This window comes from Streptomyces inusitatus (assembly GCF_014651115.1).
GTDB classification, from domain to species: domain Bacteria; phylum Actinomycetota; class Actinomycetes; order Streptomycetales; family Streptomycetaceae; genus Streptomyces; species Streptomyces amakusaensis.
The window spans coordinates 38,574-58,624 of the sequence record NZ_BMWG01000013.1 but is presented as its reverse complement, the minus strand read 5'-3'; the positions used below and the strand labels follow the sequence as shown (position 1 = coordinate 58,624).

The window sequence follows — 20,051 nt, the reverse complement described above, 5'->3', positions numbered from 1 at the left end:
TGGGCATGATCTTGCCCGCCGGGGAATCCGGCGGGCAAGGGAGTTGAGCCAGTTCTGAGGTTTTGGCAATGAGGTTGCGGAAGTGGGCGGGTCCCGGTCAGTGCTGGTCAGAGCGGTTCTGGTCGGTTTCGACGCGGTGGGCGGGGGCCGCTGCGGCCTTCGCCTTCGCCTTGGGCTTCGGGGCGGCGAAGCCGATGTCCTGGTAGCGGGGAGCGGCGAAGCCGAAGGCCCCGGCGTTGCGTACGGCGGGCCTGGCCGCGACCAGCTCGGGCCGCTGATAGAGCGGGATCGACCCGGCGGCGGCCCAGATCCGGGCGTCGGCCCGGCGCACCAGGTCCCGGGCCTCCTCCTCGTCCAGCTCGGACGCCGCCTGCTCGAAGAGCTGGTCGATGTAGTCGGTTCCCACCCGGGTGTAGTTCTGCTCCACCAGCAGCGAGCCGTCGCCCGCGGGCTCGGGCTTGGCGTAGATGGGGCGGGCGTCCGTCGCCGGGTAGGCGGTGGCGGGCCAGGAGTAGAGCGCCAGGTCGTACTGGCCCGAGGCGATGTGGTCCTTGAAGTAGTTCTCGTCCGGGACCTTGCTGATCTCCGTGCGGATGCCGATGCGGTCCAGCATTCGGGCGATCTTGCTCCCGACGGCGCGCAGCGACTCCGAGCCGGGGCCCGACGGCAGGACGAACCGCAGAGTGAGCGGCTTGCCGTCCTTGCCCAGCCGTCCCCCGGCGGCGACGGCAGGGGGGCCCCCCGGGGGGCCCGCGCCCCCCGGGGGGGCATGGGCCCCCGCGCCCCCCCCCGGGGCGCCGCCGCGCGCCCGCTGGGACGCCGCCGCTCTGACGCGGCTCTCGCGCGGAGCGGCGGCGGTCCGGGGCTGGACGGCCAGCTCCTGGAAGGTCACCGGGGCCGGGGCGAGGACGTACGCGGTGCCCGAGCCGCTGCCGTGGGCGGCCCTGGCCTCACCGGCGGCCTCGTCGTCACCGACGATGTACAGACCGTCATTGGAGGGGACGTCGGCCTCCTCGGCCTTCGCCGCGCGTCCGGTGTTCTTGCCGTCCCCGCTCTTCCCGTCCTCTCCGTCTTCCGCGTCCTCCGCGTCCTCCGCGTCCCCGTCCTCGGGGGACGCGCTCTCCTCCGCCTCGCCGCCCGCCTTGGCCGGCTGGGGCTTCTTGAGCGCGCCGCCGGGCACCCAGCCCGCGTCGGCGAGGAGGGCCTGTGCCTCCTGGGTGTTCTGTTCGCCGAGCGCCCCGCTGTTGTCGGTGTACGCGCGCTGGCCCGCGAGCGCCAGATGGCTTCCGGGCGGGGCAGCGGGCAGCCCGAGCGGGCCCAGCACGGTCTCGGCGAGTTCCTCGCGGTCCAGCGCGCGGGCGATGGCCCGGCGCACCCGGTCGTCGGCGAGCGGGCCCGACTCCCCGTTCAGCGCGAGCTGGGTGAAGGCGGGCTCCAGGGATTTGCGGACCACCAGGCCGCGCAGACCCTGCTGCTCCCCGGCGTAGGCGGTGACGGCCTTGGCGTGCCGTGCGCGGGCGGCCTGCGCGGCTTCGGCCTTCTCCTCGTCGGAGCCGTTGGCCAGCGCCCAGGAGCGCAGGACGGCGGAGGTGGTGAGGGCGGCGGCGGGGCCGTGGGCGGGCCGGGCGGCGCTCGTGTCCCCCTCTTCGCGGGCGGCCGAGGCGCCCTCGGTGGCCCGGGCGGCCTGTGCGTTCCGTGCGTCCTCGGCGTCCCGCTCGGCCAGGGCGATCCGGTTCACGGTCGTCCGGTCGATCTCCGCGAGGTCGACCTTTCCGCTCGCGAGGGCGGCGGCCCGCTTCTCGCGCGGTACGGCGGTGAGCACCAGCGAGTCGAGTTTGGCCTGCTCGCCCCACCAGCGGGGGTTGCGTACGAGGGTGGTGGTGCCCGCCTTGCGGTCGAGCGCCGCAAGCTGGAACGGGCCCGCCGTGGCCTTGAGCTTGTTCCGCGCCCCGTCGTTGAACGCGTTCGGGGAACCGGTCACGTCCTTGGGATAGAGGGGGGTGAACAGGGACCGCCAGTCGGCGTAGGGCTTCTTGAAGGTCACCTTGACCTCCAGGTCGTTGGCGCCCTTCTGGATCTCCTCGATCCGGTCGTACCCGGCGTTGCGGGCGGTCCAGAACGCGGTGTCCCGGCCGCTGAGGGCGCGCCACTGGGCGACGAAGTCGGGGGCGCCGATCTCCCGGCCGTCGCTCCAGACCCCCTTCTGGTTGAGCTTGTAGAGGACGACCTGTTTGGGTTCGCGCTCCACGATCTCGGCCGACTCCACATAGTCGGGGTTGCGCTGCGGGCGGCCGGCCGCGTCGATCGTGAAGAGAGAGGGGAGTACGGCCCCGGCGACCCGGGCGGTGGCGGCGTCGGCGTCGGCCTGGAAGGCGTTCAGGGTGGCGGGGGTCGCGTCGACCGCCCAGCGGAGCTTCCCCCCGTCGGCGACCTTGTCCCGCTTCGCCGCCGCGATGTCCTGGGCGGCGGCGCGGCCGGCTGAGTCGTCGGCCGCGCACCCCGACAGGGCGGGCAGCGCGAGCGCTCCGCCGGCGAGCAGCGCGACGGAGCGGAGCGCCCGGGAGGCCCGGATGCCGCCGGTGGCCCGCGAGGTCCGGGAGCCGGGCCTCCCGTTTGGCTCGTCGACCTGGGACATGGTCTATACCTCTTCATCCTGTTTTACGGAATTGGGATGATCACACTGGTCTCACTTCACTGAAGGGGAAGGAGGCGCGCCGCCACCGCAGACACGGCGCGCCCCACCCCGAAACCACCCGTGCGGTGCAATGACCAGCCGCACATCTTCCGGTAAAAACGGTGAAAATGGGGTCACCACGGCAGAACCCATCAGGGGAGCGTCGGGCGCAGGCGACGAGAGCGCATGAGAGGGGATGAGAATCCCGCGCATCCCCTTCCCAAGGGGGATGTGAGGCGCAACACTCGCAGGCGCATGAGCGACGCCACCCGCACCCTGCGGAAGTGAGGGCAAGTCATGTCCCAGCAGGCAGAACTGGACACACTGAGAAACCGCCTCGACGAGCTGGCACAGCGGGTCGAGGAGCTGGAACGGACCGTCGGCCGGCCGCCCGGCCGCGGCGACCTGCCGCCGGTCCGCGAAGCGGCCGGGCAGACCCGGCAGGACCGCCCGGAGCTGGTCACCATCCCCGACACGCCCTACGACACCGCACTGTGGACGGACTCGGACGACGAGGGTCTGGGAGTCCGCGACCGGCACGCTCCCTGATCCGCTCTGCCCCAACCGGCAGGTTCTAGGAGAACTCGTTGGCCACTGGTACGGAACCACCTCCTACTCATTCGGGCGTGCACGGCGCGACGCGCGCCACCATCGGGGCCCGTCATCTGCGGACGGACCGATGGTGGCTCTCCCCGGCGCTGACCGCCGGCGGACTGCTCGCCTTCGTCCTCTACTCGACCTGGCGGGCGTTCGCCAACGCGGACTACTACGCCGCGCCCTATGTCTCGCCCTTCTACTCGCCCTGCCTCTCGGAGAACTGCGCACCGATGAGGGGCGGCCCGAACTGGGAGATCATCGGCGGCTGGTGGGGGCTCTCCCCCGCGCTGCTGATCCTGATCTTCCCGCTGGGCTTCCGGCTGACCTGCTACTACTACCGCAAGGCCTACTACCGGGGCTTCTGGGCCTCACCGCCGGCCTGCGCGGTCGCCGAGCCGCACAAGAAGTACACCGGGGAGACCCGCTTCCCGCTGATCCTCCAGAATCTCCACCGGTACTTCTTCTACGCGGCTCTGCTGGTCGCCGGGATCCTCACCTACGACACCGTGCTCACCTTCCGCGACGAGCAGTACGCCTGGGGACACATGGGCCTCGGCACCGTCGTCTTCCTGGTGAACATCGTGCTGATCTGGGCGTACACCCTCTCCTGCCACTCCTGCCGGCACATCGTCGGCGGACGGCTGAAGCACTTCTCCCGGCATCCGGTGCGCTACCGGCTGTGGGGCTGGGTCAGCAAGCTGAACGCACGTCATATGCAGCTCGCCTGGGCATCGCTGATCAGCGTCGGACTCGCCGACTTCTATGTCTATCTCGTCGCCTCCGGCGCCTTCGACGATCCGAGGTTCTTCTGATGACGCGGCTCGAACGACAGCAGTGGGACGTCGTCGTGGTGGGCGCGGGAGGGGCCGGGCTGCGGGCCGCGATCGAGGCCCGGGAGCGGGGCGCGCGTACCGCCGTGATCTGCAAGTCCCTCTTCGGCAAGGCCCACACCGTGATGGCGGAGGGCGGCATCGCCGCCTCCATGGGCAATGTGAACTCCGGGGACAACTGGCAGGTCCACTTCCGCGACACCATGCGCGGCGGCAAGTTCCTCAACCAGTGGCGGATGGCCGAGCTCCACGCCCAGGAGGCCCCGGAACGGGTCTGGGAGCTGGAGACCTGGGGAGCGCTCTTCGACCGCACCGCCGACGGCAGGATCTCCCAGCGCAACTTCGGCGGCCATGAGTACCCCCGGCTCGCCCATGTCGGCGACCGGACCGGTCTGGAGCTGATCCGCACCCTCCAGCAGAAGATCGTCTCGCTCCAGCAGGAGGACGAGAAGGAGTTCGGCGACTACGAGGCACGGCTCAAGATCTTCCAGGAGTGCACCGTCACCAGGATTCTCAAGGACCACGGCCCCGGAGACGATCCCGGGAACGGGAACGGGAACGGGGGCGCGGGCCGGGTCGCGGGGGCGTTCTGCTACGAGCGGGAGTCCGGCCGCTTCTTCGTGCTGGAGGCCCCCGCGGTCGTCCTCGCCACCGGCGGGATCGGCAAGTCCTTCAAGGTGACCTCCAACTCCTGGGAGTACACCGGCGACGGACACGCGCTGGCACTGCTCGCCGGAGCGCCGCTGCTCAACATGGAGTTCGTGCAGTTCCATCCGACCGGGATGGTCTGGCCCCCCTCGGTCAAGGGCATCCTCGTCACCGAGTCGGTGCGCGGCGACGGCGGGGTGCTGCGCAACTCCGAGGGCAAACGGTTCATGTTCGACTATGTGCCGGACGTGTTCAAGGAGAAGTACGCGCAGACCGAGGCCGAGGGCGACCGCTGGTACGAGGACCCGGACCACAACCGCCGCCCGCCCGAGCTGCTCCCCCGCGACGAGGTCGCGCGCGCCATCAACTCCGAGGTGAAGGCGGGCCGGGGCTCCCCGCACGGCGGGGTCTTCCTCGATGTCTCCACCCGGATGCCGGCCGAGGTGATCCGGCGGCGGCTGCCGTCGATGTACCACCAGTTCAAGGAGCTGGCGGACGTCGACATCACCGCCGAGGCCATGGAGGTCGGCCCCACCTGCCACTACGTCATGGGCGGCATCGCGGTCGACTCCGACAGCGCGGCCGCCCTCGGCGTCCCCGGGCTGTTCGCGGCGGGCGAGGTCGCGGGCGGGATGCACGGATCGAACCGGCTCGGCGGCAACTCCCTCTCCGATCTGCTGGTCTTCGGCCGACGCGCCGGACTCCACGCGGCCGGCCACGCGACGGCCTCCGCCGTCCGGCCGGAGGTGAGCGAGGCCGAGATCGAGACCGCCGCCGCCGAGGCGCTGCGCCCCTTCAGCGCCCCGGACACGACGGACGGCGCTCCCCCGGAGAATCCGTACACCCTCCATCAGGAGCTCCAGCAGACCATGAACGACCTGGTCGGGATCATCCGCCGGGAGGGCGAGATGACCCAGGCCCTGAAACGCCTGGCCGAGCTGCGCGTACGGGCCGGGCGGGCCGGGGTGGAGGGACACCGGCAGTTCAACCCCGGCTGGCACCTCGCCCTGGATCTGCGGAACATGCTGCTGGTCAGCGAGTGTGTGGCCCGGGCCGCCCGGGAGCGCACCGAGAGCCGGGGCGGGCACACCCGGGAGGACTGCCCCACGATGGAACGCGACTGGCGGCGGGTGAATCTGCTCTGCCGGCTGACCGGCCCCGACACCCCCGGTGACGAACCGGCGCGCGGCCGGATCGCACTGGAACGCCGCACCACCGAGCCCATCCGTCCGGACCTGCTCGCTCTCTTCGAGAAGGAGGAGCTGGTCAAGTACCTCGCCGAAGAGGAGCTCTACGAGTGAGTTCGTACCAAGCCGGCTTCAGGGTGTGGCGGGGCGACCAGGACGGCGGGGAGCTGGAGGACTTCACCGTCGAGGTCAACGAGGGCGAGGTGGTCCTGGACATCATCCACCGGCTCCAGGCCACCCAGGCCTCCGATCTCGCGGTCCGCTGGAACTGCAAGGCGGGCAAGTGCGGCTCGTGCAGCGCGGAGATCAACGGCAGGCCGCGGCTGATGTGCATGACCCGGATGTCCGTCTTCACGCGTGAGGAGACGATCACCGTGACCCCGCTGCGGGCCTTTCCCGTGGTGCGCGATCTGGTGACGGACGTGTCCTTCAACTACGCCAAGGCCAGGGATGTGCCCTCCTTCGTCCCGCCGCCCGGGGTGGCGGCGGGCGACTACCGGATGCGGCAGGTCGATGTGGACCGCTCCCAGGAGTTCCGCAAGTGCATCGAGTGCTTCCTCTGCCAGGACACCTGTCATGTGGTGCGGGACCACGAGGAGAACAAACCGGCCTTCGCCGGTCCGCGCTTTCTGATGCGGGTGGCCGAACTGGACATGCACCCCCTGGACGCGGCGGCCGAGTCGGGCCTCGACCGCAAGAAGACCGCTCAGGAGGAGCACGGGCTCGGCTACTGCAACATCACCAAGTGCTGCACCGAGGTGTGCCCCGAAGGGATCAAGATCACGGACAATGCGCTGATTCCTCTCAAGGAACGGGCCGCGGACCGGAAGTACGACCCTCTGGTGTGGCTGGGGAACAAGATCAGACGGCGGGGGGAGTGAGCTCCGGCCTTCACGCACCACGGTAGACGCCACCACTGACAGTGACGGCCGCCCGCCCCGGCGGGCGGCCCGTCATGCGGCCGGGTCGCGCGGCCCGAGTGGCGGACATAGCCTCCCAAATGTGACACGAACAGCCGCCCGGGCCCTGCCTGCCTCACTGGTGGCGGCGTGCTGGCTGCTCGTGCCCGCCGCTCCCGGCTCCACCGCCGCGGGAGACGCCACCACGGGGAACGCCGTCCGGGCGCTGCCCGCCGACGAGCCGGTGACCCTCTCCCGCGAAGGCCAGATCACCGACCGGGTGAACGCCCTCGGCGACCGCGAACCCGAGGTCGCGGCGGCCCTCGACCGCCTCTACGACGAGCAGCGGATCCAGCTCTTCACCGTCTATGTCCGGGACTTCTCCGGCCGCTCCGCCCAGGAGTGGGCCGACGCCACCGCCCGGAAGAACGGCCTCGGCCAGAACGACGTACTCCTCGCGATCGCCACCCACGACCGCCAGTACGCCTACCGGGTGGACGCCTCCTCCCGCCTCACCGACGCCCAGCTCGCCCGGGTCGCGAGCACCGCCGTCGAACCCTCGCTCCGGCAGAGCGACTGGGCGGGCGCGGCCATCGGCGCGGCCGACGGCTACGCGGCGGTGCTGAGCGGCCGGCCCGTGCCGACGCCCGCCGTCACCCCCGGTCCGCGCGACCCCGGCGGACCGGGCTCCGGACCGGACTCCGGGGCGGGCGCGAGCGATCTGGTGCTCCCCGTCGCCCTGCTCGGCGGGGCCGCCGCGATCGGGGCGTACGCGTACACCAGACGCCGAAGGCGCGCCACAGCCCGGACCACCCCGCGCGGCGACGGCGGCTGGAGCGGCGGGCCGCCCCCGCCGAAGCCGCTCGCCGAGCTGGACGCGGACGCCCGGCAGGCGCTGGTCGACACGGACGACGCCCTGCGCACCAGCCAGGAGGAGCTGGGCTTCGCCGCGGCCCAGTTCGGCGACGACGCGGCGAGACCGTTCCAGGAGGCGGCCGGATACGCCAAGACCCAGCTGATGGCCGCCTTCCGGCTGCGGCAGCAGCTCGACGACGCCCACCCGGAGGACGACGGGACCCGCCGGCGGATGCTCGACGAGATCCTGTCCCGCTGCGCGGACGCCAACCGCCGCCTCGACTCGGAGTCGGCCGCCTTCGACCGGCTGCGCGATCTGGAGCGGAACGCCCCCGCCGCGCTCGCCGGGGCCGCCGCGGCCTTCACCCGGCTCGACGGACGGCTGATCACCGCCGAGGCGACCCTCTCGGTGATGCGCGAGCGGTACGCCCCCTCCGCCGCCGCGCCCGTCGCCGACAGCGCCGTACAGGCCAAGGAGCGCCTGGACTTCGCGCGCGCCGGTCTGGACCGGGCCCAAGAGGCGGTCGCGGCCGGCGACAACGGGGCGGCGGCCGTGCGGGTGCGCGCGGCGGAGGGGGCGCTCGCCCAGGCCGGACAGCTGATGGACGCCGTGGAGCGGCGCGCCGGGGAACTCGCCGAGGCGGTGGGCCGGCTGCCGGGCGCGCTCACCGAGACCGACAGCGATCTCGCCGAGGCGCGCGGGCTGCTGAAGGGCGTTCCCACGGGCACCCCGACCGCCGCCCTCCAGGGCCGGATCGCCCGCGCCGAGACGGTCGCGGCGGAGGTGCGTACGGAGCTGGCGGCAGGTCCCTACGACCCGATCGACGCGCTGCGGCGGGTCGAGGAGGCGGACGCGGGGCTGGACGAGGCGCTGGCCGGGGCCCGGGAGAACGAGCGCGGGACCCGGCGGGCCAGGGCGCTGCTGGAGCAGGCGACGCTCACCGCCGGTTCGGCGATCGGCGCGGCGGCCGACTACATCACCACACACCGGGGGGCCGTCGGCAGCGAGGCCAGGACCCGGCTCGCGGAGGCCCAGCGGCGGCTGCGCCGCTCCGGCGAGCTGGCCGGGGCGGCGGCGGACCAGGGCGACGTCCAGGGCGCGCTGGCCGAGGCGCAGCAGGCGGACGCGCTGGCGCGGCAGGCGCAGAGCCTGGCCGAGAACGATGTACGGGGGTACGGGGGCGGCGGCGGCTTCGGTCCGGGCGGCGGCTTCGGCGGGGGCCGGGCGGGCGGCCCCGGCGGCGGGCTCGGCGGCGCGGTGCTCGGCGGGATCATCCTCGGCGGGCTCTTCGGCGGCGGCGGTGGGGGCGGCGGCTTCGGCGGCGGCGGGCCCGGCAGCTTCGGCGGCGGTGGGACGCGCGGCCGGATGGGAGGCGGCCGGTTCTGAGACGACCTGGGCCCCCTTTCCCGTACCCCCCACGCACAAGGAGAAGCGCCATGACCAAGCAGACCGTACTCGGCCGGGTCACCCGGTTGGCGAAGGCCAACATCAACGCCCTGCTCGACCAGGCCGAGGATCCGGAGAAGATGCTCGATCAGCTCATCAGGGACTACACCAACAACATCGCCGACGCGGAGCAGGCGGTGGCGGGCACCATCGGCAATCTGCGGCTGCTGGAGCTGGATCATCAGGAGGATGTGGAGGCGGCGCGGGAGTGGGGCGGCAAGGCGCTGGCGGCCAGCCGCAAGGGGGACGGGCTGAGGGCGGCCGGGCAGATCGCGGAGGCGGACAAGTTCGACAATCTCGCGAAGGTCGCGCTCCAGCGGCAGCTGGCCTCCGAGGGGGAGGCGAGGACGGCGGAGCCGGTGATCGCCTCCCAGACAGAAGTCGTGGAGAAGCTCAAGACCGGGCTCGATCAGATGAAGTCCAAGCTGGCCCAGTTGGGGTCCAAGCGGGACGAGCTGGTGGCCCGCTCCCGGTCGGCGCAGGCCCAGAACCGGATGATGGACGCGGTGAAGAGCGTCGATGTGCTCGACCCGACGAGCGAGCTGCACCGGTTCGAGGACAAGGTGCGCCGAGAGGAGGCGAGGGCGCTGGGCAAGCAGGAGCTGGCCGCCTCCTCGCTGGACGCGCAGTTCGAGCAGCTGGACAGCCTCGGCGACACAGCGGAGGTGGAGGCGCGGCTGGCGGCCCTGAAGGCGGGCTCCGGCTCCGGGTCCGGGGGCTGAGGCCGTCAGTACATGCTCAGCAGCTGATCCACCGTGGGTTCGGACGGGGAGCCGTCGCCGGGCAGGGCCAGTTCGAACCAGACCGTCTTGCCGCGCGGGGTGCGGCGCGAGCCCCAGGCCGCGCTCATCAGATCGACCAGCTGGAGCCCCCGGCCGCCCTCGTCGGTGTCGCGGGCCCTTCGGCGGCGGGGCTGGACCAGACCGGCGTCCCACACCTCGCAGACGAGGGTGCGGTCGAGCAGCAGCCGCAGCCTGATCTCGCCCTCGCCGTACCGCAGCGCGTTGGTGACCAGCTCGCTGACGAGCAGTTCGACCGTGTCGACCAGGGCGGAGAGCCCCCAGGAGGCCAGCAGCGCGCGGGCCAGCTCGCGGGCCCTGCCCACCGAGCGCGGCTCGCGCGGCAGCTGCCAGTCCCCGACGGCCTCCGCGGGCAGACCCTGGACCCTGGCCATCAGCAGGGCGATGTCGTCCTCGCCGTGCCGGGTGTCGAGGGTGCTCAGCACATGGTCGCAGATGCCCTCCAGCGACCTGGGGAGTCCGGCGGGGGCCGGCTCCGCCGGGGGCTGCTCGCGGCGCGGGCTCACGGGCCGGGCGGGCGCGGGCACGGGCACGGGCCTCGCCGCCGCGGGCCCGGGGGTCTCGGGCCGCCTGGGGAGTCCGGGGAGTCCAGGGGGTCCGGGCCTCGGGACGAGGGGCCCGGGGCGGCCGGCCGGCCGGGGGCCCGGGGGGGCCGGGGGGAGCGCGGCGTTCGGCCCGGCCGGTTCCGGGCGGGCCTCCGGCCTGGCGCGAGTGGCGGTGAGGGCGGTGCGGAAGGCGCTGAGGCCCTCGTCCAGCGGGTGGTGCCGGGACTCGACGAGACCGTCGGTGTAGAGGGCGAGCAGCGCGCCCTCGGGAAGCTCCACCTCGACCTCCTCGAAGGGTTCGCCGCCCACCCCGAGCGGCATCCCCGGCGGCACGTCGAGCAGCAGCGCCTCCTGGCCCGGCTCCACCACCACGGGCGGCAGATGCCCGGCGTTGGCGAAGGTGCAGCGGCGGGTGACCGGGTCGTAGACCGCGTAGACGCAGGTGGCGAGGTAGACCTCGGAGAGGTCGGCCTCGCGGGACTTGTGGGCCACCCTGGAGGCCTGCTGGGTGCCGCTGGGGCTGCCCAGGCCGCGGGCGATCTCGTCGAGCGCGGAGAGCACCTCGGCGGGCTCCAGGTCGAGCAGCGCCAGGGTCCGCACGGCGGTGCGCAGTTCGCCCATGGCGACCGCGGCGCGCAGCCCCCGGCCCATCACATCGCCCACCACGAGGGCGGTCCGGTGGCCGGGGAGTTCGATGACGTCGAACCAGTCCCCGCCGACCTCGGTCGCGGCGTTCGCGGGGAGATAGCGGGCGGCGATGGTGAGCCCCGCCGCCTCCGGGTCGCCGGGCGGGAGCAGGCTGCGCTGGAGGATCAGCGCGCGCTCGTGCTCCCTGCGGTAGAGCCGGGCGTTGTCGATGCAGACGGCGGCGCGGGCGGCCAGCTCGACGGCGAGCGCCCGGTCGCGCTCGCCGAAGGGCTCGCTGCCCTTCGTCCGGGAGAACTGGACCAGTCCGACGACGCTGTCGTGGGCCACCATCGGCACAGCGAGCGTGGAGTGGACGAGGCTGCCCTCCTCGCCCGGGATGGACCGCACCCTGGCGGTGCGCAGGGCCTCGGCGCAGGGCGAGTGGAAGGTGTAGCGGTGGACCTCGCCGACCGCGGTGGGGTGGCCGTCCCGCGAGCCGCAGCCCGGGGTGGTGACCAGCGGGGCGTCGGAGACGGCGCTGGCGAAGGCGACCCTGCGCAGGGCGGCGCTGCCGCCGTGGGCCTCGGAGCCGGGTGAGCCCCACCGTCCGGGCGGCGCCTCGTCGCCGGTCACCAGGGACTGGTAGAGATCGACGGAGGCCAGGTCGCAGAAGCCGGGGACGGCCACGTCGAGCAGTTCGCGGGCGGTGGTCTCCAGATCGAGGGAGTTGCCGATGCGGGCGCTCGCCTCGTTGAGGAGGGCGAGATTGCGGCGGGCGCTGGCCGCCTCGCGGGCGGCGACATTGCGGCGGGTCACATCGGTGCCGACGCCCGCCACTCCGATGGGCCGGCCGGATCCGCTGTGCACCCGGTAGAGGTTGACCGACCAGTGCCTGCGCTCCGCGCTGTTCGGCGCGGTGCCGACGAGCTGGAGCTCGACGGCGGGCTCCCCGGTCTCCAGCACCCGGCGCAGCGAGGCGTTCATCCGCTCGGCCTCGGGCCGGGAGAGATAGTCGTGGACGGTGCGTCCCCGGTGGTCGTCGACCTCGCCGCCGAAGACGGTGGCGAACCGCTGGTTGGCGCGCTGGACCCGCAGATCGGTGCCGAAGAGAAGAAACCCGAAAGGAGACTGGCCGAAAATGGCCTGTGAAGCGGCGAGGTCGGTCTCGATCTGCCGCAGCGCGTGAACGTCGACGACGATACAGAGCGCTGCGCGTTCGCCGGCCTCCGTCTCGCTGGGCATCACATAGACCTCGGCGACCCCGTGGCCGGCCCCGTGGCCGCGGTCCTCCCGGCGGCCGGGAATCCGGAAGGGGACCAGCCCCGTCCACTCCTTGCCGTCGAGGATCTCCGCGACATGGCGTCGGCCGCGCGGGCGCAGCTCCGCCGCGAGGAAGACCTCGACCGGGTCCTTGCCCCTGACCTCGGCGGCAGTCACGCCGAAGAGGTCGGCGGCGCGCCGGCTCCACTGGTCGACCCGGCCGTCGGGGCCTATCGAGAAGGCGGCAGCCCTGATGTAGTCATAGATCGAGCCAGGCGGGCTGCTCTGCCACACGACGCCGCCCGTCGTCCCGGATATCTCGCTCACGCGACCGTCCCCTCCAGCTCACCGCACCGGACCGGCCATGACCGCAGTATTCAGCACTACGGCTCCGAGGCACACGGCGTTCACGATCACAGCACGGTCTCGTTCATTTTGCGCCGCCCACAGCGGTGATCGTTATCTCTTCAGACTCTTAACCAGGAAGTGGCAGCTCGAACCACACCGTCTTGCCCGTCCTGCCGCGCCGGGTCCCCCAGCGGCGCGCGGATCCGGCTACCAGCTGGAGCCCGCGCCCCCCTTCGTCATCCGGCGCCGCGGTCCGCTCGGTCGGCGGATCCGGAAGCGGATCGGAGACCTCCACCAGCAGAAAGGGAGCGTTCTCGCCCGGTGGTTCACAGAGCGTCAGCCCCACTCCGATGGGGCCGGAGGCATAGCGCAGCGAGTTGGTCACCAACTCGCTGACCAGCAGGACCGTCACATCACCGAGTACCGGATCGAGCCCCCAGGCCCGCAGGGCGTCCCGTACGGAGTGCCGGGCGGTGCGCACCGCTCCGGGCTCGGCGGGGAAGGTCCATTCGGCGCGCGCGCCATCGGTGTCGATCACGCCGCTCACTTCCAGAACCAGCAGCAGACACAGACCCCTTTTCAGGGGCTTAATCAGGACATACCCGATAATCGGTCTGGGGTACCGTGTGCGGCCCGGTAAGAGGTGCGTGGTTGACGCGAACGGCGTACGGACCGCGCCTCGGCGCCCCCGCGCTCCCCGGCGGCCGGTCCGCTCGCGCCGGTCCGTACGGTCGTCATGCCTTCCTCGCGGCTTCGCGCAGCCGGCGGGCGGCCTCGGCCACGGCGGGGCGGTCCTGATCCAGCCAGTCGACGGTGTCGATCTCGTCGGGGCCGAGCCAGCGCAGCTCGTCGTGGTCCTCCAGCGGCCGGGGCTCGCCGGAGACCAGCCGGGCGGTCCACGCCTGGAGCACATAACCGGGGCGGTTCAGCGGCCACTCGCCGGGGATCCGCTCCAGCGGCTCCGCCTCGACGCCCAGCTCCTCGCGCAACTCGCGGACGAGGGCCTCCGGCGCGCTCTCGCCCGGCTCCAGCTTGCCGCCGGGCAGTTCCCAGCGGCCGGCGACTTCCTGGGGAGCGCTGCGGCGCGCGGCCAGCAGCCGCCCCCGGTCGTACAGGGCTCCGGCGACCACCACCACGCGATCCGTCATGCGCCGGAGCGTACTGTGCCGCGCCGTTCGGTGCGCCCCCGGGGGTTCGGGACGGCGCGGGGCCGGCCCGGGACCGGCCTAGAGAGGGGTCGGCCGACCCGCCCGCTCCACCCAGTAGAGCTGCTTGTGCCCCTTGGCCTCAAGGGTGTCGGCGAGCTGCCGCGCCTCCTCCTCGGTGGCGTAGCGGCCGACCCGATAGCAGTTGTCGTTGTCGTCCTGACGTATGACGAGCCAGGGCAGCACAGGGCTTCCGTCGTTCATCGCACCCCTCCCTCAGTGGGTCCGCATGTCATCGGCAATGGCCCGGAAACCGCACTACGCATATGCCCGAGCCTACGCCTGACCTTCACTCAGCGGATACGGGTTTACACAAAGAGAGAGAAATGAGGGGGCGCATCCGGCCGAACGCGCCCCCTTGAAGGGGTCGCCCTGAGGGTCGCCCCGAGGGTCGCCCGAAGGGGTCAGCGCACCGGAAGGCGGTAGCCGATCCGGAAGCGGTCCGCGGGGACGACGATGTCCGCCGTCTCCACCGCGCGCCCCGAGGCGTAGTACGTACGCTCCACGACCATCACCACATGGCCCGGCACCCCCCCGAGCGCCAGCAGCTCCTCGGCCAGCCCCGGACGGGCCCCGACCTCCTCCGACACGTTGTCCACGACGATGTCGATCGCGGCCATCCGCTCCACCACCCCGCAGCCGCCGAGCGGCCCCTCCTCGGGCAGCATCACCGGCGTGCGCCCGGTGACGGCGAGCGGCTCCCAGGAGGTGGAGAGCATCATCGGCTCGCCCCCGTCGCGGAACACATAGCGCGTACGCATCACCCGCGCGCCGGTCTCGACGCCGAGCCGGTCCGCGATCTCCGCCGGGGCCTGTTCCTGCTCGCTGCTGGACTCCCAGGTGCCGCGCGCGCCGCCGACCGCCTGCTCCTGCCGGAAGGGGTTGGCCCCGGCCGCCGGGCGGTGGCCGGAGCGGGAGATACGGCGGGGCTCGGGGCGCTCCCGCACATAGGTGCCCGAGCCGGAGCGGCCCTCGACCAGCCCCTCCGCCATCAGCACCTTGCGCGCCTCCAGGGCGACTGTGTCGGAGACCCCGTACTCCTCGCGGATCCGGGCCTGGGAGGGGAGCCGGGTGTGCGGCGGCAGCGAGCCGTTGACGATCTGATGACGGAGATCGCTCGCAATGCGCAGATACGCGGGCTGCTCACCGAATGCCACTGAATCACTCCCATCACCTTGACAGACGGCAACAGACTGACAACGGTGGGTTGTTGGCCGCAACCATGGGCCAAAGTTTCACCCGAAGTGATGAGTTGGGACTTCATCGGCGGTTACCCCGGGTACTGCGCGCAAGACCATTGACCTCAATGGTCCAGACCAATACGGTCCTGAGCTGCACGACGCCCCGTTCACGGAAATGTTCCGGCATCCGCGCATGCCGCGAGCACGCACAGGAATGAGTCCCATGCGTCGAAAAACCCTCGTACGTACGGCCGTCGGAGTCAGCTCCCTCGCGCTCCTCGCGACGATCGCCCCCGCCGCCACGGCCGACGTGTCCGCCGAACCCGGTCCGCGCGCGACGCGGCCCGCCGCTCCCGCCCCGGGCGCGACGCAGGCCGCCGTCCCCGACCGGAACGGCGACGATGACGACGACGACAAGCGCTCGTACAAGCGCGTCGGCTACTTCAGCCAGTGGGGCATCTACGGCCGGGACTACCACGTCAAGAATCTGGACACCAGCGGCCAGGCGGCGAAGCTCACCCACATCAACTACGCCTTCGGCAATGTCAGCGCCGAGGGCAAGTGCTTCATCACCGGCCCCCTCGGCGAGGCGGACTCCTGGGCCGACTACGTACGCCCGGTGGACGCGGCCGGATCGGTGGACGGCGTCGGCGACACCGCCGACCAGAAGCTCGCGGGCAACTTCAACCAGCTGCGCGAGCTGAAGGCGAAGAACCCGAACCTCAAGGTCCTGATCTCGCTGGGCGGCTGGAGCTGGTCCACCCACTTCTCCGACGCGGTCCTCACCGAGGCCAAGCGCAAGGCGCTGGTCTCCTCCTGCATCGACATCTACATCAAGGGCAATCTGCCCGCGGACGGCGCGCGCGGCGGCCAGGGCGCGGCGGCCGGGCTCTTCGACGGCATCGACGTCGACTGGGAGTGGCCCGGCTCCTCGGGCGAGGCGGACACCCCCTACCGCCCGGAGGACAAGAAGAACTTCACCGCCCTCATCCGGGAGTTCCGCGTCCAGCTCGACGCGTACGCCAAGAGCGAGGCGCGCCGGACCGGCGCGAAGAAGGCCAAGCACTACGACCTCTCCGCGTTCGTGCCCACCGCCCCCGCGAAGATCGACGCGGGCTTCGAGGTCCGCAAGATCATGAAGGACTTCGACTGGGTCAACCTCCAGGGCTACGACTTCCATGTCTCGGGCGAGAAGACCACCGCGCAGCAGTCCGCGCTCTACGCCAAGAACGACTTCAGCGTCCACCAGACCGTGGGCGACTGGCTGAAGCGCGGCGCACCGGCCCACAAGCTCGTGGTCGGCATGCCCTTCTACGGCCAGGGCTGGACGGGTGTGACCGGCGGCGGCGACGGCATGGGGCAGCCCGCCGAGCGGCCCGCGCCGGCGATCCACCAGCCGGGCTTCGAGGACTACAAGGTCCTCAAGGGACTGGCCGACTCGGGCAAGTACAAGATCCACCGGAAGTACGGCCAGGCCTGGCTGTTCGACGGCAAGACCCTGTGGACGTACGACGACCCCAAGGTGCTCAACGCCAAGACCTCGTACATCCGTGACCTGGGTCTCGGCGGCGCGATGTTCTGGTCCCTGGACGGGGACACCGCCGACGGCCAGCTGGTCAAGGCCGTCGACCGCGGGCTGAAGCGCCGCTAGCGGCGCGCGGCGCCGCCGCGACCGCGACCGTGTGTCCCCGGGCCCTTCCGGCCCGGGACGCGCGCCCTGAGCGAGGCCGGTGTTCCGCGGGCTGTCGGTGGCCCCGGGACGCCGGCCTCTTCCGTGCTTCTTCGCCCTTTCCCTCAGGCCTGCGGAGCGCCTTCCTCCGGTGCCTCCGAGGACTCGGATCCCTCCGGCTCCTCCGGCGGGGGTACGTGGGCCAGCCCCAGCGCGCGGCGGGCGGCGACCCCCTTGGGCCCGTCCCCCGGCGCCTCCAGGGCCGCACTGGCATGGATCCAGTAGTCGTCCGCACCGCCCCGGACCGCCTTGTCCCACTCCGTCCGGGCCTTCTCCAGCTGCGCCGCGCGCGCGGCCACCGCACCGGCGGCCTTCCCCGGCCAGTCGTGCTCCCGCAGGGCGCGCGCCTTGTCCCCGAAGACCTCGGACGCCTCCCGCGCATAGCTCCGGTGCGCCTCGGGATCGTCCTCGTACTCCGCCTCGGGCATCTTGCCCGAGGCCTCCTCGACCGCCTGCTCGGCCTTCAGATAGAGCAGCTGGTGCGCGTCGAGAACGGTGGCGTCCCGCCGCGCCGAACCGGCCGTCCGGTCACCGTCGGAGCTGACGAGACCGCAGGTGATGCCCCGGTCGCCGAGCCGCCAGCTCTGCTTGGTGGGCATGAGGTAGTAGCCGTCCAGCTTGCCCTCGACCGCCCAGGGGTCCAGCGCGTACGCGCTGTTGATCCCGTCGCAGCGCTCCGAGGCCAGCGTCTCGATCGGGTCCGTGCCGGGGAACTTCTCGTACCCCGTGACCTTGAAGGTGCCCGTGATCTCCAGCTCGTGCTTCTCGGCGCAGTCCACCACCTCGGCGGTCTCGGCCTCCCCGCTGGCCGCCGCGACGCCGGCCGGCAGATTGACGCACTCCCCCTTGCGCAGATCCAGCGTGCTCCGGGTGCGGGAAACGTCCTCCATCCCCTCCTGGAGCCCGTCCCAGGCATCCCCCGCCACACCGCTGACCAGCAGGACTCCCACCAGCGCCGTGCTCACGGCCGACAGCGACGCTCCCGCGATCGCCATCCCCCGCCCGCGCTGCCCGTGCTTCTTGATCCGCGCCAGCGCCACCAGCCCCAGAACGAGCCCGAGCGGCGGCAGACAGCAGACGAGCCCGGCCACCAGGGAGCCGACCGAGAGCCCGCTGAGGGGAGGGACCGCCGGGGGCGCGGGATATCCGGGAGGCTGCTGGTGCGGTGGGTACGCCTGGTACGCGGGGTGCTGGGCCGGGCGGGGTGCGAGGTGCGGCGCGAAGGGCGGTGCCGGACTGGGCGCGGGACTCGGTGCGGGGTCGGGCTGGGGCGGCGGGTTCTCGCCCGGCTGCGCTGGGTCCACGGGTGGAGTGCTCCTCGTCGGAGTGGAGTTCGGGGACAGTTCGCGATCGTATAAACCGACCGATGCTCCCCGATACGCCGGGTTCCGTAAAAAGCGCGCCCACGACGGAAGGGGCGGCCGCCCAAGGCGACCGCCCCCGTCTCTCAGGGCCGTACGGATCTCAGAGGTTCAGGGCCTCAGAACTGGAGCGCCCAGGAGTCGATCTTCCCGGTGTCCTGCGCGGCGTTGTCGTTGACCCGCAGCTTCCAGACACCGTTGGCGACCTCGGAGGAGGCGTTCACCGAGTAGGTGGTGATCACATTGTCGGCGCTGCCGCCGGTCCCGTGCGCCTTCAGGTTGTAGACGGTGCCGTCGGGCGCGACCAGGTCGATCCGGAGGTCGCCGATGTAGGTGTGCTTGATGTCGACCGGCACGCTCAGGGCGGCGGGAGCGTTACCGGAGACCCCGCTGACCGTGATCGGGGACTCCGTGGTGGCGTTGTCGCTGATCGCGTAGTCGTTGATGTTCTCGAAGCGGTCGCCGGGGGGCTGGGTGTCGCCCGATCCGACCTTGAGCAGACGGTTCGGCGAGCCGGTACCCGGGGAGGTCACGACACCGCTGGTGGCGGCCGTGGTCAGCGCGGTGGCGACCTGCGCCGGGCTCGCGGTCGGGTTCGCCGCGAGATGCAGCGCCGCCGCGCCCGCGACGTGCGGCGCGGCCATCGAGGTGCCGGAGATCGTGTTGGTCGCCGTGTCGTTGGTGTTCCAGGCCGAGGTGATCCCCGTGCCCGGGGCGAATATGTCCAGCACACTGCCGTAGTTGGAGAAGCTGGAGCGCGCGTCGGTATTGGTCGTCGAGCCGACCGTGAGCGCCTCGCTCACCCGGGCGGGCGAGTAGTTGTTGGCATCGGCGTTGGAATTGCCCGCCGCGATCGCGTACGTGATGCCGGAGGCGATCGAGTTCCGCACCGCCGCGTCGAGCGTCGCGTCCGCCCCGCCACCGAGGCTCAGGTTCGCCACCGCCGGCTTGACCGCGTTCTGCGTCACCCAGTCAATGCCCGCCACGACCTGCGCGGTCGTACCCGAGCCCTGGTTGTTCAGCACCCTGACCCCGACGACCTTCGCCTTCTTCGCGACCCCGTACGCCGTGCCCGCCACGGTGCCGGCCACATGCGTGCCATGACCATGGCCGTCCTGCGCGGTGTTGTCGTTGTCGATCGCGTCATAGCCGTAGCTGGCCCGGCCGCCGAAGTCACCGTGCGAGATCCGCACACCGGTGTCGATGACGTACGCCGTCACCCCCTCACCCGCCGTGTCCGGATACGTATAACTCTGATTCAGCGGCAGCGCCGACTGATCGATCCGGTCCAGCCCCCACGACGGCGGATTGGTCTGCGTCGCCGTCGTTCTGAACACCCTGTTCTGCGCCACCGACGCCACCGCCGGGTCCGCCGCGAACTTCTTCGCCTGCGCCTCCGACAGGCTCACCGCATAACCGTTCAGCACCGCCTCATACGTCCGGTCGATCTTCGCCCCGTACCCGGCCGCCAGCGCCTTCCCCGCCTTCGAGCCGGCGTCCACCGCCGACTCCCTCAGCGTCACGATGTAACTGTCCTTCACCGCTCCCGGAGCGCCCGCGTTCTGAATCACTCCCTCCGCCGCCCGGCCGGCCGCTGTGGCGGCGGTGGCCGGTAACGCGGAGACCGTACCGAGCGCGAGGGCCGCTACGGCCGCCGCGCTGACCGTGGTGAGTACTCGACGCGAGTTGCGCATCACTGACATGTGGGGGGTCCTCCTCGTTGGATGACACATCACCGAGCAAATCATCAGGTACATGACATGAAATGGCCCCTGGATCTGCCATGTCCATGTCTTGCCTGCCAGCGAAAGATTGGCCGATCCATAGGAATGGCACAAGAGCGCCTGTGATGCTGTAA

The 20,051-nt window shown here is 71.9% G+C and carries 15 protein-coding genes; 7 read left to right on the top strand and 8 right to left on the bottom strand.

Annotated features, from left to right (window positions below; all coding sequences use genetic code 11):
* Positions 1-97: 97 nt before the first annotated feature.
* A complete protein-coding gene (locus IE247_RS20070; RefSeq protein ID WP_190124574.1) occupies positions 98-2,635 on the bottom strand; it encodes an ABC transporter family substrate-binding protein in 2,538 nt (845 codons plus the stop codon).
* Between the two features lie 336 nt (positions 2,636-2,971).
* On the opposite strand from IE247_RS20070, the gene IE247_RS20065 reads away from it, so the two are divergent.
* From IE247_RS20065 to IE247_RS20040, 6 genes are all read left to right on the top strand, one after another.
* Positions 2,972-3,223, top strand: a complete 252-nt coding sequence (locus tag IE247_RS20065; RefSeq protein WP_190124573.1) for an Rv0250c family protein — start codon at positions 2,972-2,974, stop codon at positions 3,221-3,223.
* Between the two features lie 38 nt (positions 3,224-3,261).
* Positions 3,262-4,083 (top strand): succinate dehydrogenase subunit SdhC, encoded by an 822-nt coding sequence (sdhC, locus tag IE247_RS20060; RefSeq protein WP_190124572.1) that lies wholly within the window; start codon positions 3,262-3,264, stop codon positions 4,081-4,083.
* A complete protein-coding gene (locus tag IE247_RS20055) occupies positions 4,083-6,050 on the top strand; it encodes a fumarate reductase/succinate dehydrogenase flavoprotein subunit (RefSeq protein ID WP_190124571.1) in 1,968 nt (655 codons plus the stop codon). Before sdhC ends, IE247_RS20055 begins: the two co-directional genes overlap by 1 nt.
* On the top strand, positions 6,047-6,817 hold the full coding sequence (locus IE247_RS20050; protein WP_190124570.1) for a succinate dehydrogenase/fumarate reductase iron-sulfur subunit: 771 nt from the start codon (positions 6,047-6,049) through the stop codon (positions 6,815-6,817). The genes IE247_RS20055 and IE247_RS20050 overlap by 4 nt, the downstream gene beginning before the upstream one ends.
* A 121-nt stretch (positions 6,818-6,938) precedes the next feature.
* Entirely contained in the window at positions 6,939-9,077 is a 2,139-nt protein-coding gene (locus tag IE247_RS20045; protein ID WP_190124569.1) for a TPM domain-containing protein, read from the top strand.
* Positions 9,078-9,127: 50 nt separating this feature from the next.
* Positions 9,128-9,859 (top strand): PspA/IM30 family protein, encoded by a 732-nt coding sequence (locus IE247_RS20040; RefSeq protein ID WP_190124568.1) that lies wholly within the window; start codon positions 9,128-9,130, stop codon positions 9,857-9,859.
* A 5-nt stretch (positions 9,860-9,864) separates the two neighbouring features.
* Here the strand turns inward: IE247_RS20040 and IE247_RS20035 are convergent, their stop codons facing one another.
* From IE247_RS20035 to IE247_RS20015, 5 genes are all read right to left on the bottom strand, one after another.
* Positions 9,865-12,696: a SpoIIE family protein phosphatase gene (locus tag IE247_RS20035; protein ID WP_190124567.1), complete on the bottom strand. Its 2,832-nt coding sequence runs from the start codon at positions 12,694-12,696 to the stop codon at positions 9,865-9,867.
* 148 nt (positions 12,697-12,844) lie between these two features.
* Positions 12,845-13,264 carry an ATP-binding protein gene (locus IE247_RS20030; RefSeq protein WP_190124566.1) on the bottom strand — a complete coding sequence of 140 codons (420 nt, stop codon included), beginning with the start codon at positions 13,262-13,264 and terminating at the stop codon, positions 12,845-12,847.
* 187 nt (positions 13,265-13,451) lie between these two features.
* A complete protein-coding gene (locus IE247_RS20025; protein WP_190124565.1) occupies positions 13,452-13,865 on the bottom strand; it encodes a (deoxy)nucleoside triphosphate pyrophosphohydrolase in 414 nt (137 codons plus the stop codon).
* A 78-nt stretch (positions 13,866-13,943) separates the two neighbouring features.
* Positions 13,944-14,126: an SPOR domain-containing protein gene (locus tag IE247_RS20020; protein WP_190124564.1), complete on the bottom strand. Its 183-nt coding sequence runs from the start codon at positions 14,124-14,126 to the stop codon at positions 13,944-13,946.
* A gap of 200 nt (positions 14,127-14,326) precedes the next feature.
* Positions 14,327-15,079, bottom strand: coding sequence for a GntR family transcriptional regulator (locus tag IE247_RS20015; protein WP_190124563.1), 753 nt, complete (start codon positions 15,077-15,079; stop codon positions 14,327-14,329).
* Between the two features lie 247 nt (positions 15,080-15,326).
* Between IE247_RS20015 and IE247_RS20010 the strand changes: the two genes are divergently transcribed.
* Entirely contained in the window at positions 15,327-16,754 is a 1,428-nt protein-coding gene (locus IE247_RS20010) for a glycoside hydrolase family 18 protein (RefSeq protein ID WP_190124562.1), read from the top strand.
* 143 nt (positions 16,755-16,897) lie between these two features.
* Here the strand turns inward: IE247_RS20010 and IE247_RS20005 are convergent, their stop codons facing one another.
* Together IE247_RS20005 and IE247_RS20000 are read right to left on the bottom strand one after the other, a co-directional pair.
* Positions 16,898-18,136, bottom strand: coding sequence for a DUF4190 domain-containing protein (locus tag IE247_RS20005; RefSeq protein ID WP_229869236.1), 1,239 nt, complete (start codon positions 18,134-18,136; stop codon positions 16,898-16,900).
* Between the two features lie 176 nt (positions 18,137-18,312).
* On the bottom strand, positions 18,313-19,896 hold the full coding sequence (locus IE247_RS20000; protein WP_190124561.1) for a S8 family peptidase: 1,584 nt from the start codon (positions 19,894-19,896) through the stop codon (positions 18,313-18,315).
* Positions 19,897-20,051 lie beyond the last annotated feature (155 nt).

What these genes read in the sequence shown, in the direction of transcription:
- IE247_RS20000 (WP_190124561.1), bottom strand. Translation starts at nt 19,896, where the DNA reads ATGTCAGTGATGCGCAACTCGCGTCGAGTACTCACCACGGTCAGCGCG.
- IE247_RS20025 (WP_190124565.1), bottom strand. Translation starts at nt 13,865, where the DNA reads ATGACGGATCGCGTGGTGGTGGTCGCCGGAGCCCTGTACGACCGGGGG.
- IE247_RS20065 (WP_190124573.1), top strand. Translation starts at nt 2,972, where the DNA reads ATGTCCCAGCAGGCAGAACTGGACACACTGAGAAACCGCCTCGACGAG.
- IE247_RS20020 (WP_190124564.1), bottom strand. Translation starts at nt 14,126, where the DNA reads ATGAACGACGGAAGCCCTGTGCTGCCCTGGCTCGTCATACGTCAGGAC.
- IE247_RS20070 (WP_190124574.1), bottom strand. Translation starts at nt 2,635, where the DNA reads ATGTCCCAGGTCGACGAGCCAAACGGGAGGCCCGGCTCCCGGACCTCG.
- IE247_RS20040 (WP_190124568.1), top strand. Translation starts at nt 9,128, where the DNA reads ATGACCAAGCAGACCGTACTCGGCCGGGTCACCCGGTTGGCGAAGGCC.
- IE247_RS20055 (WP_190124571.1), top strand. Translation starts at nt 4,083, where the DNA reads ATGACGCGGCTCGAACGACAGCAGTGGGACGTCGTCGTGGTGGGCGCG.
- IE247_RS20010 (WP_190124562.1), top strand. Translation starts at nt 15,327, where the DNA reads ATGCGTCGAAAAACCCTCGTACGTACGGCCGTCGGAGTCAGCTCCCTC.